Annotated in this window: 16 protein-coding genes; 14 read left to right on the forward strand and 2 right to left on the reverse strand. The window is 37.2% G+C overall.

Features of this window, described 5'->3' with window-relative positions; genetic code table 11:
* Positions 1 to 197 precede the first annotated feature (197 nt).
* A complete protein-coding gene (locus CEF18_RS19420) occupies positions 198 to 1,559 on the reverse strand; it encodes a GGDEF domain-containing protein (protein ID WP_110938163.1) in 1,362 nt (453 codons plus the stop codon).
* Positions 1,560 to 1,976: 417 nt separating this feature from the next.
* Here CEF18_RS19420 and CEF18_RS19425 point away from each other — a divergent pair, with 417 nt between their 5' ends.
* From CEF18_RS19425 to CEF18_RS19480, 12 genes are all read left to right on the forward strand, one after another.
* A complete protein-coding gene (locus CEF18_RS19425; protein WP_110938164.1) occupies positions 1,977 to 2,981 on the forward strand; it encodes a substrate-binding domain-containing protein in 1,005 nt (334 codons plus the stop codon).
* A gap of 38 nt (positions 2,982 to 3,019) precedes the next feature.
* On the forward strand, positions 3,020 to 3,973 hold the full coding sequence (locus tag CEF18_RS19430; RefSeq protein ID WP_110938165.1) for a sugar kinase: 954 nt from the start codon (positions 3,020 to 3,022) through the stop codon (positions 3,971 to 3,973).
* Positions 3,974 to 3,982: 9 nt separating this feature from the next.
* Positions 3,983 to 4,603 carry a 3-hexulose-6-phosphate synthase gene (gene hxlA / locus CEF18_RS19435; RefSeq protein ID WP_110938166.1) on the forward strand — a complete coding sequence of 207 codons (621 nt, stop codon included), beginning with the start codon at positions 3,983 to 3,985 and terminating at the stop codon, positions 4,601 to 4,603.
* Position 4,604: 1 nt separating this feature from the next.
* Complete coding sequence (gene hxlB / locus CEF18_RS19440; RefSeq protein ID WP_110938167.1) at positions 4,605 to 5,162, forward strand: 6-phospho-3-hexuloisomerase; 558 nt, start codon at positions 4,605 to 4,607, stop codon at positions 5,160 to 5,162.
* A 368-nt stretch (positions 5,163 to 5,530) separates the two neighbouring features.
* Positions 5,531 to 6,592: a TRAP transporter substrate-binding protein gene (locus tag CEF18_RS19445; RefSeq protein ID WP_110938168.1), complete on the forward strand. Its 1,062-nt coding sequence runs from the start codon at positions 5,531 to 5,533 to the stop codon at positions 6,590 to 6,592.
* 181 nt (positions 6,593 to 6,773) lie between these two features.
* Positions 6,774 to 7,259, forward strand: a complete 486-nt coding sequence (locus CEF18_RS19450) for a TRAP transporter small permease (protein ID WP_110938169.1) — start codon at positions 6,774 to 6,776, stop codon at positions 7,257 to 7,259.
* Entirely contained in the window at positions 7,256 to 8,521 is a 1,266-nt protein-coding gene (locus tag CEF18_RS19455) for a TRAP transporter large permease (protein ID WP_183041159.1), read from the forward strand. Before CEF18_RS19450 ends, CEF18_RS19455 begins: the two co-directional genes overlap by 4 nt.
* Positions 8,522 to 8,551: 30 nt before the next feature.
* Positions 8,552 to 8,830 (forward strand): cupin domain-containing protein, encoded by a 279-nt coding sequence (locus CEF18_RS19460; RefSeq protein ID WP_110938170.1) that lies wholly within the window; start codon positions 8,552 to 8,554, stop codon positions 8,828 to 8,830.
* 17 nt (positions 8,831 to 8,847) lie between these two features.
* The gene (gene rpiA, locus CEF18_RS19465) at positions 8,848 to 9,528 is read left to right on the forward strand and encodes a ribose-5-phosphate isomerase RpiA (RefSeq protein ID WP_110938171.1); all 681 of its coding nucleotides are present in this window, start codon (positions 8,848 to 8,850) and stop codon (positions 9,526 to 9,528) included.
* A gap of 241 nt (positions 9,529 to 9,769) precedes the next feature.
* A complete protein-coding gene (locus CEF18_RS19470) occupies positions 9,770 to 11,206 on the forward strand; it encodes a DEAD/DEAH box helicase (RefSeq protein WP_110938172.1) in 1,437 nt (478 codons plus the stop codon).
* Positions 11,207 to 11,329: 123 nt separating this feature from the next.
* Positions 11,330 to 11,896 carry a guanylate kinase gene (gmk, locus tag CEF18_RS19475; protein WP_110938173.1) on the forward strand — a complete coding sequence of 189 codons (567 nt, stop codon included), beginning with the start codon at positions 11,330 to 11,332 and terminating at the stop codon, positions 11,894 to 11,896.
* A 36-nt stretch (positions 11,897 to 11,932) separates the two neighbouring features.
* Positions 11,933 to 12,883 (forward strand): TRM11 family SAM-dependent methyltransferase, encoded by a 951-nt coding sequence (locus CEF18_RS19480; protein WP_110938174.1) that lies wholly within the window; start codon positions 11,933 to 11,935, stop codon positions 12,881 to 12,883.
* Between the two features lie 105 nt (positions 12,884 to 12,988).
* Here CEF18_RS19480 and CEF18_RS19485 read toward each other — a convergent pair whose 3' ends face one another.
* Positions 12,989 to 13,894: a LysR family transcriptional regulator gene (locus tag CEF18_RS19485; RefSeq protein ID WP_110938175.1), complete on the reverse strand. Its 906-nt coding sequence runs from the start codon at positions 13,892 to 13,894 to the stop codon at positions 12,989 to 12,991.
* 189 nt (positions 13,895 to 14,083) lie between these two features.
* On the opposite strand from CEF18_RS19485, the gene gdhA reads away from it, so the two are divergent.
* Both gdhA and CEF18_RS19495 read left to right on the forward strand, forming a co-directional pair.
* On the forward strand, positions 14,084 to 15,439 hold the full coding sequence (gdhA, locus tag CEF18_RS19490; protein ID WP_407690435.1) for an NADP-specific glutamate dehydrogenase: 1,356 nt from the start codon (positions 14,084 to 14,086) through the stop codon (positions 15,437 to 15,439).
* Positions 15,440 to 15,637: 198 nt separating this feature from the next.
* Positions 15,638 to 16,882 carry a PucR family transcriptional regulator gene (locus tag CEF18_RS19495; protein WP_110938177.1) on the forward strand — a complete coding sequence of 415 codons (1,245 nt, stop codon included), beginning with the start codon at positions 15,638 to 15,640 and terminating at the stop codon, positions 16,880 to 16,882.
* Positions 16,883 to 16,921: the final 39 nt, after the last annotated feature.

The following is a 16,921-nucleotide window of genomic DNA, read 5'->3' on the forward strand; positions in this document are numbered from 1 at the left end:
TAATCATATTTAATTTAGGTATAATTAATCGATAATAAAGACCTATACCCTAAATATGTGTCTAAAACTCTTTTTTTTTAAATACTATATGTTGTTGGAGAAGTTTCAGATTTGTGAGTATTTGACATAAAAAAAGGATGCCTTAAAAGGTCTTTTTTGACCTTTCGAGACATCTTCTTAGGAATTGACACACGTAGTCAGTTCAGTGTACTGAATTTACCTTCTACTGTTATTATGTCATGATAGGCTATCGTGTTCCTACCATTTTGTTTGGCAGAGTACATAGCTAAATCAGCCTGTTTTATGAGATCACTGGGACTGTTGGATGAATCCGGATTAATCGTGGAAAAGCCAAAACTCAATGTTACATGGCTACAGACAGGTGATTTTGCGTGGACAATTTTTAACTGCTGCATCTTTCCATGAATTTTCTTCGTCAGGTCACTAGCCATATCATGTGAATAACCAGGTAAAATGACTGAAAATTCCTCTCCACCATAACGAGCAAAGACGGCATCAAGCCCGACTAATTCTTTTCCGATAATTTTTGTAATTGTCTTCAAGCAATCGTCCCCAGCTTGGTGGCCGTATTCATCATTGTAAAGTTTGAAATAATCTAGGTCGAGCATAATAAGCGATACAGGAATGTTGCGATTTGAGTATTCCACCCAGTAGTTTTTTAACTGTTCATCGAAATATCGGCGGTTTGCGACGCCAGTTAATCCGTCATGTTCTGACAGCTTTTTAAGAAGTTTGTTTGCTTCAATAAGTTCATATTCTGTTTGTTTTTTTTCTGTTATATTCACAAGAGAGCATAAAACAGCTGTCATCGTTCCTGTATGGTCAAAAAGAGGGGAATTATTTATCGATAATACTTTTCGAGTACCCGACCCTGATTCGATTGCATGGACGAAGTCCTTCACTGGCTCCTTCGTTTTCATGACTATCGAGAAAGGAAGTTCTTCTCTCGGAATGGCCTTGCCTTCAACTGTACGGAGTTTCCATTCGGGTGTATCCATTTTTCTGGATACAATTTCTGCCCTATTAATCTCCAAAATTTCCTCTGCCATCTTATTTGCATAAGAGATATTTCCTTGTAAATCAAACATAAGAACGCCATTTGGCATGGTCTCGAGTATTTCGGTTAATTGCTCCTCGCTTTCTTTTAACTGGTGCTCATATAATTTTTGATCGGAGATGTCCTGGAATTGAGAAATAAAATATAACGGTTTGCCTGCATCGTCTCTAACTGCAGATACATTAAGCAGGCAATTAATTAACATACTGTTTTTATGAATATATCTTTTTTCCACTTGGTAATAACTCACTTCATCGTTTACGAGTTGACGAAATCTATCGATACTATTGTGAAGATCCTCCACGTAGGTTAAGTCTATAAATGTTTTCTCTTTTAATTCAGTTTCACTGTAACCGAGCATTTCGGTTAACATAGGATTAGTTAAAAGGAAATACCCTTCGTTAGATATGAGAGCAATCCCCATGGATGAAAATTGAAAAACTTGTTCGAATAATATCGAACGATCTACCTTCTCGTTCATCTGTTTCTCCACCACCAATCAGAATTATATTTATATCGCTTATAATTCCAGTTAAAATTATGAGAAAATAATCAATTTAGACATTATTTCTTAATTATATCTCATTTAATTATGTATTCGTAAAAATTATAATAAATAGGGTTAGAAATGTATAAAAAAGTTACATTTATCTGTCATCAATTAATTATATTTTTTTAATTTTAAGATTTATAAATTGGAGAGAACCAGTACAATCACAGAACCAGAACCGTATCGACCTATTATAAAATCAAAAAAGGGTTGTAAAACGCTTTCATCTATTTTATACTCTAACTAAATCGTTTTACTAAATCGATTTATCAAATAGTTTAGATGTTTAAAAGAGATATATTATATCCAAACTACCTTAGTTTTTAACTGATAATGGAGTAGATGCTTATGAGGACTATTACAATTGCAGATGTTGCAAAACACTCGAATGTTTCTAAGAGTACTGTTTCTCAGTACTTAAATAAAAGATATGAGTATATGGGTGAAGGGACAAAGACTCGTATAGAAGAAGCGATTAAACTGCTAGGATATCGACCAAACATTGTGGCACGAAGCTTAAAGCAAAAATCAACGACAACCATTGGGGTGATTGTGGCAAACATATTGCATACCTTTTCTACTCAAGTGATAAGAGCAATTGAAGACATTTGCCATGACTATGATTTTCATACAATTGTTTGTAATGCGGATGATGATCCCGAAAAAGAAAAAAAATACATTGAGATGCTTCAGGCGAAACAAGTAGATGGTATCATTATTTTCCCAACAGGAGGGAATGTGGAACTTTTTCTTAGCTTAAAAGAAAATGACTTTCCACTAGTATTTATGGACCGTTATATGTCAGAAGTTCAAGTTCCATCCGTTGTATTGGATAATGAGAAGGCTTCCAAGCTAGCTGTTGATTATTTTGTAGATCGTGGGTATCAAAGGATTGGCATTATGACGACATCGATTCTTGAAAATTTAACTACAAGAATTAAACGGGTCGGTGGGTATAGACAAGCTTTACAAGAACAAAATATACCTATTAATGAAAACTACATTAAAAGCTTGGAGTTGCATCAATTTGAAGACGCAATGACAAATATGCTCTCATTAAAAAATCCGCCGCAGGCAATCTTAGCAGGTAATGATTTAGCCTTAATGGAGATACTAAAGTTTACTAAAAAGAAAAAGATAAGCATTCCTAAAGATTTAGCGTTGATTGGGATAGATGATGTATCGTTTGCCAGTTTTTATAATCCGGGATTAACTACCGTTGCTCAGCCAGCATTTGAAATGGGGAAAAAGGCTGCGGAGTTGCTCCTTAATAAAATCCAAAAGAAAGAAGAAGATGTTCATCATCATATATATAGCTTTGAGCCACAACTGATTAAGCGAGAATCTTGCTAACGAACTAGCACAAGGAGAAGCAAAGAGGAGGAATAGCTATGAAAGATGTGATTACTATAGGTGATGCAATGATCACATTCAATCCTAGTATGAAAGGACCAATGAAATATGTTCAGTCCTTTGATAGAAAAGTTGGTGGAGCGGAATTAAACTTTGCCATCGGATGTGCACGTCTAGGTTTAAATACGGGGTGGATAAGTCGATTAGGAAATGACGAATTCGGAAAATATATCTTGAATTTTGTTCGAGGGGAAGGAATCGATGTCTCTGAAGTAGGACTTGAAGTTGGGTATCCGACTTCGTTAAATTTCAAAGAGATTATGGAGGACGGAAGTGGTAGAACATTCTATTATCGAAACCAATCTCCGACTACTACTTTGACTGAAGATGCTCTGGAGGAAACTTATTTTAAAGATTCCAAAGTACTTCATATCACAGGTGTTTTTCCGGCAATAGATAGTGATAAAAATATTGGTGTTATAAAAAGAGCTATCGCAATCGCAAAAAAACAAGGATTATTGATTTCTTTTGATCCAAATATTCGTTTGAAATTATGGAGCAAGGCTGATGCAAAAAAGGCGATTGCTGAATTTTTACCGGATGTTGATATTTTGTTGACTGGAGTTGATGAGGCTGAAATATTACTAGGCGTTAGTGAACCTAAAGAAATTATTGAGAAAAGTAAAGCATTAGGAATCCGATATATTGCCATAAAACAAGGTGACAAAGGGTCGATTGGTTACTTTGATGGTGAATTTATAGAAGCACCTTCAGTGAAACCAAAAAAAGTCGTAGATACTGTTGGGGCAGGAGATGGATTTGATGCAGGATTTATATATGGTGTACTGCATCAATGGTCACTAAGAAAGACATTAGAATTTGCCAATACGATTGGATCCATGGTTGTCAGCGTTTCAGGAGACAACGAGGGTTTACCTTATTTAGAAGATGTTTTGGTTCAGTTAGGTGAAAAGGATTCTATTGAAAGGTAAGGTGAAGTAATGAAACTTCAAGTAGCTCTTGATCGATTAGAAAGAGATGAGTGTTTTGAATTATTAGAAGAAACAAAAGCGAGTGTTGATTGGATTGAAGTTGGAACCGGGGTCATTAAGGAATTCGGAATGGCAATCGTTCGTGAAATAAAAGTTTCCTACCCAAGTCATACGATTGTAGCTGATATGAAAACATGTGATGCAGGTAAACATGAAGCAAAACAAGCGTTTGAAGCAGGAGCAGACATTGTGACAGTAATGGCATTTTCCGCAGATCAAACGATAAAAGATACGCTGAACGTCGCCCAACAGTATAACAAAAGAATTATGATCGATTTACTTGGTGTTACGGACAAAAAACGAATAGTAGAACTTGAAAACCTAGGTGTAGATTTAGTTAGTCTTCATTTTGGAAAAGACATGCAACAAGAAAAAGAGATGTCGACTAATTTATTTGATTTAGTCAACGAAGCTTCGAATTTTGAAGTAGCTGTTGCAGGTGGAATAAACGAGCATTCATTACCGGATATAGTAAAACATAACCCTAATATTGTCATCGTTGGAAGTGCTATTACTAGTGCGGACAATCCAAAAGATGTGAGTTTGAAATTGAAAGGAATGATCAATTAAAATGAAAAAAGTTGTGGAGACGGTTGCTAAAGAAATATCAACAGTTTTAGCTAAGGTAGATGAAAAGGAATCAAAATTATTAGGTGATGAAATTATAAACGCGAAGCGAATCTTTATAAGTGGAGAAGGACGCTCAGGACTTATGGGGAAGGCAATTGCAATGCGTCTCATGCATGGAGGATTCCATGTTTATGTAACAGGTGAAACAATCACTCCGAGTATTGAAAAAGATGATTTATTAATCATAATCTCTGGTTCAGGATCTACAAACTCAAGTTTACAACTAGGAACGACTGCTAAGAAAGCGGGGGCAAGAATTTTCTTAGTGACGACGAATCGGGAGTCTAAGATTGCTGTAATAAGCGATGGTGTACTAATCATTCCTGCTGCTACTAAACATAGAAGACCTGAAGAACCAGAAACGATTCAACCGCTGGGGAATCAATTCGATCAATCGGTTCATCTTCTTCTTGATGCCATCGTGATCTTCATTACACAAACGGATGATAAAGAATCAATAAATGAAAAAATGACTAATCGGCACGCAAACTTGGAGTAATAAAAAAGTAGGTGAATTTTTGTGGAAGTTATCAATAAACTGCAAAAGTCTACTCTAGTAGTAGTTATACGGTAGCGAATTCGGTAAACACTTTACAAATTGAAAGCGCTCTATTAGAAGGTGGGAATTCGGTGATTAGAAAATTACAGCAGAGACGCCTAAAATAATGGTACAGAATATGCATTAAAGGTGGTGAGGCTATATCGGTATAGAGAGTAATTTAGTCAATCCAAAAAAGTTGCTATGCTAAGCAAGCTAATTATAAATCCTTAACAAAGGATGAAACACACTATGTAGAAAAGGTAAATGAAATTTGAATTAGAACTTTGAGTGATTTTAAAAAAAGAATGAAGAGGGGCGTATTAATCATGAAAAAACATTTTACACTATGGTCATTTGTACTTCTAATATCAGTATTTATGTTAGCGGCTTGTGGTAACGAGGAAAGTGGAGAAGAATCAAACTCAGAAGATGGTAATCAAGGTACTTCTGCGAATGAAGAAGAATCTATTAAGATCGTTGCTGCGCACAATCAGACTTCACCTGAAAATCCATATCAAGATGGTTTACTAGAATTTAAAGAAGTGGCAGAGAGTAAATCTAACGGAAGCATTGAGGTTGAAGTTCACGCAGGTACACTAGGAACAAGTGAGTCGGAACTAGTTGAAAGTTTGCAGTTAGGTGGGGCTGATGTTGTGTTGGTTTCTCCAGGATTTATGAGCAGTACAGGAATAAGAGAAATTGATTTGTTTGCACTTCCATATTTATTTGAAAGTTATGAACACTGGGAAGAAGCGGTTGATGGAGAAGTTGGCGATGAAATTGCAAATATTATCCTAGAGGAGTCCGATAACAAATTTAAATTAATGGGTTACTGGTCAGCCGGTGTACGTCACTATTATGGTAAAGAACCTATCCAGTCCATTGACGATTTACAGGGAATGACAATTCGTACTCAAACATCAGGTGTCGTTGCAGATTTTTGGCAGCAAGTTGGGGCAGTGCCTACAGATGTTGCTTGGGGAGAGTTGTACCAGGCTTTACAACAGAATGTTGTTGACAGTGCAGAAAATGCGTACCCTTATTTCGTTCAGGAGAATCATCATCAAACGGACAATGGAAAATACACATCTGAAACTGCACATGATTTCACTACAAGATTTTTATTAATTAATAATGAAAAGTTTGAATCATACTCTGAAGAACAACAAAATATTGTTCTAGAAGCAGCTGCAGCTTCTGTTGAGGCTGAGAGACAAGCCCTATATGACCAAGAAGAGGAATCTAAACAAACACTATTGGATGATGGCGCAGAGGTGAATGAAATAGATACAGCACCATTTATTGATATAGCAGTACCTTTACAAGATGAAGTAGCAGAAGAGATCGGTGTAGCGCATCTTTTAGAGCAGATAAGAGAGCAACGGTAAAAAAGCTAATTGAAGAATTAGAGTATAAAATAGGGGGAATAAAAAGTTAAATATTTATCTTTTCCCCCTATATATTTTAAAATTGCAGATTAGATTTCAGTTATATTAAATCATCTTTTGGTACTCAATTAAGTAAGCTTTAAATTTAGAGTCTATTTGCAGAAGGGAAGAGGGAAGTGAAATGAAAAAGATCGTAAAACTACTCGAAAAAGTTCAGCTTTCGATAGGTGTCATTATGCTCAGTATCTTTTTCTTAGCAGTGATTATTCAAGTGGCCACAAGATATTTAGGAGTCTCTGTAATTTGGACAGGAGAAGTGGCGAACTATTCGTTTATCTGGTCGATCTTCATGGGGACGGCAGTGATGATTAATCGGAAAGAGCATTTTAAATTTGATTTACTCTATAAAAAATTAACAGGAAAAATGAGATCGTCGTTAAGTATTTTCAATGATAGTATCCTCTTTCTATTCAGCTTAGCGATTCTATTTTACGGGGTTGCTGCTACAGATAACTTTTGGAATTACAATTGGGTATCCTTACCATTTATGAAAATGGGATACGTATGGTTATCTGTTCCAGTTATGGGGTTAACAATGATGATTTATTTAGCTTCGCACATTATTTACGATATGAAAGGCTTTAATAGAGAGGAGGCAAACAAATGATTGGTGGAATATTAATTGCAACTTTTATAATTCTTATGTTCATCGGTGTACCTATTGCGTTTGTAATCGGGATTGTATCATTTATTGGTATATTTAATATTCCTTATATACCAGAAGTTACTGTTCCGGTAAGTATGCTTAATGGGTTAAATTCATTTGTTCTCCTCGCTGTTCCATTGTTTATTCTAACAGCAAATATAATGAATTCAGGTGAGATTTCTCAGAAATTGATTGATTTTGCCCTTTCCATTGTTGGACATATTCGAGGTGGATTAGCGCATGCGAATATCCTTGTATCAATGATGTTTGCTGGGGTATCAGGTGCTTCTCAGGCAGATACTGCTGGTGTAGGTAAAGTGCTTATTCCAAATATGAAAAAACAAGGGTATGATACGAAAACAGCTGTTGCCCTTACAGCAGCATCTTCAACGATAGGTGTTATTATTCCACCAAGTATTCCTATGATTATATTTGCAGGCTTAACGAATGTTTCTGTCGGAGCATTATTCCTTGCAGGACTTATACCGGGTGTAGCAATTGGTCTAGGAATGATGATCTTTGTTTTTATCCTTTCGATTAAAAGAGGGTATCCTAAAAACCAAAGAGCATCCTTGAAAAAATTCTTAAAACTGTTTTTGGAGTCTATACCTGCTCTTCTAACCCCAGTAATTTTAATAGGTGGAATTATAACAGGAATCTTTACGGCAACAGAAGCAGCAGCATTCGCTTCAATTTATACACTACTTATTTGTATGTTCATCTATAAAACACTGAAGATCCGAGATTTATATGGAATTTTAGTGGACACATTAACATTAAGTTCATTGTCACTTTTTGCTTTAGCCGCGGCTAGTGCATTAGGAGAATTGATGAGTTATTACCAACTATCCCTAATAGCAGGCGAATTTTTCACTAATAATATATCAAGTAAATGGATTTTTATTATCATCGTTATCCTTTTCTTCTTGTTTATTGGTACATTTATGGATGCTATTCCAGCGATGATCTTATTTATTCCAGTTATTTTACCAATCGCTTTGCAATTTGGTATTGATCCAGTTCTTCTAGGAATGGTTACGATCATCTCTTTAGCAATAGGATTAGTAACACCGCCATATGGATTGTGTCTGTTATTAGCAGCAAAAATAGGAAATTTATCAATAGAAAAGTCATTTACCGCTGTTGTTCCGTATATACTCATTGTTCTCATTGTACTAACTTTGGTAGTACTATTTCCCGATGTTATGCTATTTGCAAAATAAAAAATCTCAGTTGGAAAGGAATTAATCGTTATGGTAAAAAGAGAAGTATTAAGTTCAGAAGGATCTTTAATGGTTGTTAAAGTTCAAATAAAAAAAGGCTTTGAAGGAGATACGGATCAACATCCAGAAGAGCAACTAAGCTATATAGAAAAAGGTCAAGTTGAGTTTGAGGTAAGTGGGAAAAAAAACATCTTAAGTGCAAGTGAGACTCAGTATATTCCTTCCAATGAGAAGCATCGTGTAAGAGTAATAGAGGATTGTGTAATTATAGATATCTTTACACCAATTCGTCAGGATCTCTTAAAATAGAATCCGAGGTGAACATGATGTTAGAACCAGTCGAGGAAATGAAAAAGAAAGCAGGAGAGAAAGCTGTTGAGTATATTGAGGATGGAATGACTTTAGGACTGGGGTCAGGATCCACCGTTTACTGGACGATAAAAAAAATTGGCAATCTTGTTCAGCAAGGGATGAATGTCAAAGGAATTCCGACCTCTTTACGAACGCAACGTTGGGCAAAAGAGTTTGGTATCCCTTTGACTAATTTCTCAGATGTCGAATTGCTGGATGTAACAATTGATGGAGCTGATGAGTTCACCTCTCAACTAGATTTATTAAAGGGAGGAGGAGGATCACTTGTCAGAGAAAAAATGGTCGCCGAAGCTTCCTCTAAAGTCATTATTGTAGTAGATAAAGCGAAGAAAGTCGAAACCTTAGGTAAGCGCCCAGTACCTGTTGAAGTGATTCCTTTTGGTTGGGAAAGGACTGCAAAGAAAATTAGGCGCATTCATGGGATTCCTCAATTAAGAAAAATAAGTGAGAGTGATATCTTCATTTCCGATAATGGGAATTATATATTTGACTGTGAGTTCAATTCTATAACTAATCCAGAGTATCTGCACAAGCAATTAAAAAGTATGTGTGGTGTTGTGGAAACTGGATTATTTATTAATATGGCTGATATCATATTGATAGGTGAAGAAGCTCACGTATCCCACATTCGATAATATCTAGAGACGTTGTACCACGTAATTAGACAAGACAGATCATGGACCTATTTGGTTATGATCTGTTTTTTTACCTTTTTGGACATCCTCTTATAGGGGAAATAGCTATTATTTACCTACCAAGGGTCGATATGTTTGGATTTTAAGATATAATGGAATTAGTCGGATTTTTTGAATATGATATTTCTTTGAGAGAATCCTATATAGAAGTCGGATAATATATTATAAATGAGGTTAATACATGAGTTTTACGAATTATAATGTAAGCGAAGAAATAACAAGGGCACTGAACGTGTTAAAATATAAAACCCCAACCGAGGTTCAAAAGGAAGTTATCCCGAGAGCGATGGAGAATCAAGATCTTGTTGTGAAGTCTCAGACAGGAACCGGGAAAACAGCAGCCTTTGGAATTCCAATTACTGAAATGATCGCATGGGAAGAGAAAAAGCCACAAGCGTTAATTCTTACACCTACTAGGGAGCTTGCTGTCCAAGTCCGTGACGACATTACGAATATTGGCAGATTTAAACGTATTAAAGCGATGGCGGTTTATGGAAAAGAACCTTTTGCGAAACAAAAAGAGGAATTACAGCAAAAAACGCATGTCGTTGTTGGAACACCAGGACGAGTGATGGATCATATCGAGCGTGGGACATTGGAGTTAGACCAAGTAAAGTATCTCGTAATTGATGAAGCAGACGAAATGCTCAATATGGGTTTTATTGAGAAGGTTGAGACGATCCTGCAAGCACTCCCGGAAAACAGAGTTACGATGGTTTTTTCAGCAACGTTGCCGAGAGATGTCGAAGCGCTTTGTTTTAAATATATGGATAATCCTCATCAAATTGAGGTGGCCTCAACCGGAATCACAACCGACACCATTGAACACCGTTTACTCGAGGTGAGGGAAGAAGGAAAGATCGCTACACTCAAGGACCTTACTGTCGTTGAGAATCCGGATAGCTGTATGATCTTTTGTCGGACGAAAGAACACGTCGATACGTTATTTACCGAATTGGATGAAGCCAATTATTCTTGCGAAAAACTACACGGAGGATTAGAACAAGAAGACCGATTTGCGGTAATGGAAGGTTTTAAAACAGGAAACTTCCGTTATCTCATTGCAACAGATGTAGCGGCTAGAGGAATCGACATTGATAATGTGACGTTGATTATTAATTATGATGTTCCAATGGAAAAAGAAGGGTATGTCCACCGAACAGGAAGAACAGGCCGTGCCGGGAATAAGGGGAAAGCTATCATGTTTGCAACAAGTCGCGAAGCGAAATATGTGAAAGCTATTGAAAAGTATATTGGCTTTGAGATTCCGAAAATGGAGGCCCCTAGATACCAGGACGTCGCAAGAGGACAAGCTGCTTTTGATGAAAAAATAAGTGGCCGCCGTGTCGTAAGAAATAATAAAACAGAACGGATTAATCATGATATTACAAAGATCCACTTCGGTGGCGGTAAAAAGAAAAAAATTCGAGCTGTAGACTTTGTAGGTACTATTGCAAAAATACCGGGTGTTTCTGCGGATGACATCGGAATCATAACCATCCAGGACACGTTTTCCTATGTGGATATTCTCAACGGAAAAGGTTCATTGGTTTTAGAAGCCATGGAAACGAGCACGATTAAAGGAAAGAAGCTGAAAGTCAGTACAGCGAAGAAGTAATGAAATCGTAACGGGAGGATTATGGTTTACATCATAATTTTCCTGTTTTTTAGTTGACGACTAAAAGTTTTCTGATAAGCTAAATACTATCTATATAAGAGTTTAAACGGGAGGTTCTTTAAAATGAGTGGAAATATCATTATTTTATCTGGGTACTCGGCTTCTGGGAAAAATACGATTATAAATGCGATGGATAAAAAGCATTTTGATCTTGTCTATCTTCCGTCGGTCACAACCAGAAAGGTAAGAAAAGGCGAATCACAAGGGAATCCTTATACATTTGTAACCGAGGAAGAATTCTTGCAGAAGGTCAAGGAAGAAGAATTTATCGAATATGAAGAAGTACATGGTAATTTTTACGGAACACCAAAGGATACATACAGACAGGAACTAAAAGCAGGGAAAACGATTATCAAGGATATTGATGTGAATGGAGCCATTCACTTTAAAGAAGTGTTTGGTGATGCGGTAACGTTAGTTTTTGTTCAACCATCCGATGAAGATGCGTTAAAGGAGAGACTCTTAAAACGCGGAGACGATGAAAAAGATATCTTGCTTCGTTTAAAACGAGTGGAGTACGAAAAATCGTTGAAAAGTCAGTTTGATTACGTTGTTGTGAATGATGTGATCGCTGAAGCAGTAAGGGACGTTGAAAATGTTGTGAAAGAAGTGAAAGAGAGAAACGAATAGAATCAGCTCCATGCAGAAAAGCGAACCCATTAAAGGATGACGACAGTGAATGAAGTAAAACAATCAATTTATACCTATTCTTACACAAAAGAAGAACGATTCATATGTAAGTTAGAAATGCGCGCTTTTTTTGGTTTTGATTCGGAGTCGAATATTTTGGAAACTTCCGTACAGGTGGATCCAAGCCGAAGCCCTTTTATGAAGGAACGCTTGGACGTTCTCGCGGAAGGCTCATCAATTGAGGAAATCATTAAAAAAACGGAACATATAATCTTTAAAGAAAAGACGATAAAGGTAGTTTTTATAAAGAATCCTTCCGGCGAATCCCGCTCTTTTTCAGACAGACGGGACATTGAACGAGAAGTTGGCTTCTACCTTCAAGGGGACGTTGACTTGAAAGAACCGGAACAATTACTGGGTATCATGAATCTTAACGGAAAATGGCTTTTCGGAGCGTTATTTCTAAGTGAATCCGTTTGGTTTAAACACCAGCAAAAACCGTATGAATACTCTACAGCATTGAGTACGAGGATGGCGAGAAGCGTAGTTAATATTGCTGTTCCTGATCCTGTTGGTTTAAAAGTTATTGATCCGTGTTGCGGTATTGGTACGGTTCTTATAGAAGCGAGTTCGATGGGAATAGATATTGTGGGAAGTGACATGAATCCAAAGGTAATGTACGGATCACAAAAAAATTTGGCTCACTTTGGCTATGAGACGACCCCAGTAAATTTAGCGGATATGAGAAAAATTTCAGGTGATTATGATGTTGCGATCATCGATATGCCCTATAATTTATGCTCAGTCATTACAGAGGAAGAGCAATTGGAAATGTTCGAAAGTGCTCGCAGTTTCGCAAAAAAGGTATTGGTGGTAACGATTGATCCCGTCGATAAATTTATTAGTCAAGCAGGATTTACTATTGTTGACAGATGTATCGCTACTAAGAATAAAACATTTTTCCGTGAAGTGCTAGTTTGTGAGTAATATGGGATTAGAGGTATCAAAAAGTCGGTGCGACTCCTTTGATACCTTATTTCACGTTGAAACAACTGCTTTTTCATATATAGTGATCTTATAAATTATTAAAAATTACTCTTTGAAATGACTTAACCTAGAAAAGAAGTCCTGCAGGAATTCATAGAAGAGTTGTTCCGTTGGAAGTAGCACTCGTTCTTTTGAAGTAATGACTCCTACTGTCCGTGTAACGTTCGGTTCGACTAACGGTATTTTTACGGTGGAACGGGATAGACTATCAACCAAAGTAACTTCTGGCATGAGTGTGACACCAAGACCGGCAGAAACAAGCCCCTTTAAAGCGTCAATATCGTCCCCCTCAAAAGCAACATTTGGATGGAATCCCAAATCTGTACAAGCTTTTATAACTATATCACGGAAAACAAAACCTTCTGGTAGTAGGACAAACGGTTCGTCTTTTAGCTCTCGTAATCGTATGGTTGATCGATCCGCAAGCGAGTGATGAATCGGCAACAGTGCCACCACATTTTCTGTAAATAGTATTTTTCGCTGGATTCTCTTTGTATCCGGTGGCACCGGACCAATTAACGCCATATTAAAATCTCCTTTGGCAACCCCGCCAATCAAGTCATCGTAGAGAGCTTGCTTTAGTTGAAATTTGGCTTCGGGATATTGCATTCGAAAGGAGGAGATGGCAGTAGGTAACGTGTAGGCTGCTAGGCTAATAGGAAATGCAATCCGAATTGTCCCTTTTTCAGGATCCAAGTATTCCGAGACCTCTCGTTTTGCGTCATCCATTACATTCATCCCATGGGAGATACGGTCCAAAAATATTTTACCTATTGGTGTTAACCTCACCCGACGACCCTCACGTATAAAAAGATCGACTCCCAATTCATTTTCTAAACTAAATATTTGACGGCTAACTGCTGATTGTGCGACGTGCAGGGCGTTTGCGGCCTCCGTCACGTGCTCTCGAGTAGCAACTTCCATAAAGTATCTAATTTGTCTTATTTCCACGTTTTCACCCCCTTTAATTTCATTCATCTCAAAAAGGCATTAATCCTATCGATTATTGATATTGATTAGATGATTCTTTTAATTATAAAATAAAAAATAGTAGGAAATCTAGAGATAGCTTAAATAAGTTTATATAAATTAGATACATGGAGGCTGAAAAGTATGAAAACGTTAGAGAATATCGAACATATGCATACGCAAGAAAGCCTAAATTATATGAAACAAGTATATCAAACTGTAAAGGAGAGAAACCTTTACGAAACAGAGTTCCACCAGGCAGTCAAAGAAGTATTTGACTCTTTAGTACCTGTGCTTGCGAAAAATCCTCATTACAGAAAACAAGCAATTCTCGAAAGAATCGCAGAACCGGAAAGAACGATTACCTTTAGAGTCCCGTGGGTCACTGATCTAGGAGAGGTAAAAGTTAACCGTGGTTTTCGTGTTCAATTTAACAGTGCTATTGGTCCTTACAAGGGTGGTTTACGCTTTCATCCTTCTGTTAATGCAAGTATTGTTAAGTTTCTAGGGTTTGAGCAAATTTTCAAGAATTCATTAACGGGTCAACCGATTGGCGCAGGAAAAGGTGGGGCTGATTTTGATCCTAAAGGTAAATCCGATGGAGAAGTAATGAGATTTTGTCAAAGTTTCATGTCGGAATTATGTAAACATATCGGTCCTGATACCGATGTTCCTGCAGGGGATATTGGTGTTGGTGCGAGAGAGATCGGTTATATGTTTGGCCAGTATAAAAAGATGCAAGGCGGGTTTGTACCAGGGGTTTTAACAGGAAAGGGCTTGGATTACGGTGGAAGTCTAGCACGTAAAGAGGCTACAGGATATGGCACCGTCTATTTTGTCGAGGAAATGTTGAAAGACAACGCGCTAAGCTTTCAGAATAGTACAGTCACTGTGTCAGGTTCGGGCAATGTGTCTGTCTATGCGATGGAAAAAACTCAGCAGTTAGGCGGAAAAGTTGTTGCATGTAGCGATTCAAGTGGTTATATTTATGACAAACGAGGTATTGATCTCTCAACGATTAAACGATTGAAAGAAGAAGACAATAAACGTATTGATGAGTATGTAACGGAACATCCTGAAGCACTTTTTTTCGAAGGAAGCTCGGGAATTTGGTCTGTTCCTTGTGATATAGCATTACCTTGTGCCACACAAAATGAACTTGATGAGATGGGCGCAAAAATATTAGTCGCTAATGGCGTGGCTGCTGTCGGTGAAGGGGCAAACATGCCGGTCACACAAGAAGCTTACGAAATCTTCTTGGATAATAATATTCTCTTTGCACCGGGGAAAGCTGCCAATGCAGGTGGTGTTTCTGTCTCTGCGCTAGAGATGGCACAAAATAGTGCAAGGATAGCTTGGACTTTCAAAGAAGTTGACGAGAAATTACAAGTAATCATGAAGAGGATATATCGCGACAGTATGGAAGCAGCAAAAGAATATGATTCACCTGGTAACTTGGTCATCGGTGCCAACATTGCTGGCTTCGTTAAAGTGGCTGATGCGATGATCTCACAAGGCGTTATCTGAGTGACACCCCTGTTTTAATAAAAGCAAATATCTAATAGATTCGTTGAAAACATTCAGATTTTTCTGGATGTTTTTTTTGCTTTTTCCAATGAATTTATGTCAATCCACATGGGGAATGAATAAAAGTATCAAATTTACCTGTTATTTCGTTATAATATAATAAGAATAATCATCAGAAGAATTGTAAAGGGGGTTTCTATGAAAGACAGTAACTTAAATAAAAGTCCTTTCGCAGGTTCTTTCGAAAGTTTAGAAAGCCTCGTGGATAAAATAAGTGACGTCTTACAATGCCCAGCAACGATTGAGGACACTAACCACCGATTGCTTGCTTATAGTTCTCATGATGAACGTACGGATGCTGCTCGAATTGCCACAATTATGGGGAGAAGAGTTCCTGAAAAGGTCATCAATAGTTTATGGAGAGACGGGGTGATGCCTAAGCTTGTGCAGAGCGAAGACCCGGTGCGGATCTCTGAAATAACGGAAGTAGGTCTTGGTGATCGAATTGCGATTACCATTCGAACAAAAAATGAGATCTTGGGTTATATCTGGGTACTCGAAATTGATAATCACCTTTCAGAGGAAGAGTTAAGGTTACTGAAAGAAGCAGCCAAAGTAGCCAAAAATCATTTATTAAAATTACAAGGTAACAATCGAAGAAGAGAGAAAAATTATCAAGAGTTTTTTTGGCAACTTCTCACGGGGCATCTGAAATCTCAAGAAGAAATAAAAAGTGGTTTTGAAGAGTTAAATATCTATGCACACTTTCCCATTTCCGTGATGGTTTTTCAGTTTTCCACTGAAATTAGCACCAACATAGAACGATACATTTTATATATGATCACAACAACGGAAAAAATAAGAGTGACATTCCACGTCATTAATCACAACGAGTTGATTTTACTATGTTCCCCTGCAAAAGGGGATTTAGAGGCATCTAAGTTTATCGAAGAGTTTATTGCTCATATGAACCAACGTTTTACTAGCAGTCACATTCAAGGTAGTTGTGGTAACATCTATGAAACCTATGAAAAAGTAGAAGCAAGTTACCAAGAGGCTTTAACGGTTTTACGCTTAAAGAAGCAGTTTTCAGAGGAATTGAAGCAGGCAGACTGTTACCAAAATCTAGGGGTATATCGTTATTTAGACCTTCTGATTAAAAAAAACGAGAAAGACGGTTATGAAAATAATTCGTTACAAAAACTAACAGACTATGATGAAATAAATAACACTAATCTGTTAGGGACGCTAGAGGTGTTCATAAACAAAGACAGTCATGTGAATGAGGCTGCTAAGGAATTGCACATACATACGAATACATTGGCGTACCGCCTAAAACGGATCGCAGCTGTAGGCAAAATTAATTTAAGAAGTCCAAATGAAAAGATGACGTTGTATGTAGATATGAAGCTTAATAAAATGAAAAAGAGAGGCCGTTTGTAGAATTCCACAAACAGTCTCTCTTTTTTTCTCTTTTCTCAC

Source organism: Salipaludibacillus neizhouensis, from assembly GCF_002886185.1.
Lineage (GTDB): Bacteria > Bacillota > Bacilli > Bacillales > Salisediminibacteriaceae > Salipaludibacillus > Salipaludibacillus neizhouensis.

Excerpts from the sequence above, each read along its gene's own strand:
- CEF18_RS19420 (WP_110938163.1), bottom strand. The coding sequence starts at position 1,559 with ATGAACGAGAAGGTAGATCGTTCGATATTATTCGAACAAGTTTTTCAA.
- CEF18_RS19425 (WP_110938164.1), top strand. The coding sequence starts at position 1,977 with ATGAGGACTATTACAATTGCAGATGTTGCAAAACACTCGAATGTTTCT.
- CEF18_RS19430 (WP_110938165.1), top strand. The coding sequence starts at position 3,020 with ATGAAAGATGTGATTACTATAGGTGATGCAATGATCACATTCAATCCT.
- hxlA (WP_110938166.1), top strand. The coding sequence starts at position 3,983 with ATGAAACTTCAAGTAGCTCTTGATCGATTAGAAAGAGATGAGTGTTTT.
- hxlB (WP_110938167.1), top strand. The coding sequence starts at position 4,605 with ATGAAAAAAGTTGTGGAGACGGTTGCTAAAGAAATATCAACAGTTTTA.
- CEF18_RS19445 (WP_110938168.1), top strand. The coding sequence starts at position 5,531 with ATGAAAAAACATTTTACACTATGGTCATTTGTACTTCTAATATCAGTA.
- CEF18_RS19450 (WP_110938169.1), top strand. The coding sequence starts at position 6,774 with ATGAAAAAGATCGTAAAACTACTCGAAAAAGTTCAGCTTTCGATAGGT.
- CEF18_RS19455 (WP_183041159.1), top strand. The coding sequence starts at position 7,256 with ATGATTGGTGGAATATTAATTGCAACTTTTATAATTCTTATGTTCATC.
- CEF18_RS19460 (WP_110938170.1), top strand. The coding sequence starts at position 8,552 with ATGGTAAAAAGAGAAGTATTAAGTTCAGAAGGATCTTTAATGGTTGTT.
- rpiA (WP_110938171.1), top strand. The coding sequence starts at position 8,848 with ATGTTAGAACCAGTCGAGGAAATGAAAAAGAAAGCAGGAGAGAAAGCT.
- CEF18_RS19470 (WP_110938172.1), top strand. The coding sequence starts at position 9,770 with ATGAGTTTTACGAATTATAATGTAAGCGAAGAAATAACAAGGGCACTG.
- gmk (WP_110938173.1), top strand. The coding sequence starts at position 11,330 with ATGAGTGGAAATATCATTATTTTATCTGGGTACTCGGCTTCTGGGAAA.
- CEF18_RS19480 (WP_110938174.1), top strand. The coding sequence starts at position 11,933 with ATGACGACAGTGAATGAAGTAAAACAATCAATTTATACCTATTCTTAC.
- gdhA (WP_407690435.1), top strand. The coding sequence starts at position 14,084 with ATGCATACGCAAGAAAGCCTAAATTATATGAAACAAGTATATCAAACT.
- CEF18_RS19495 (WP_110938177.1), top strand. The coding sequence starts at position 15,638 with ATGAAAGACAGTAACTTAAATAAAAGTCCTTTCGCAGGTTCTTTCGAA.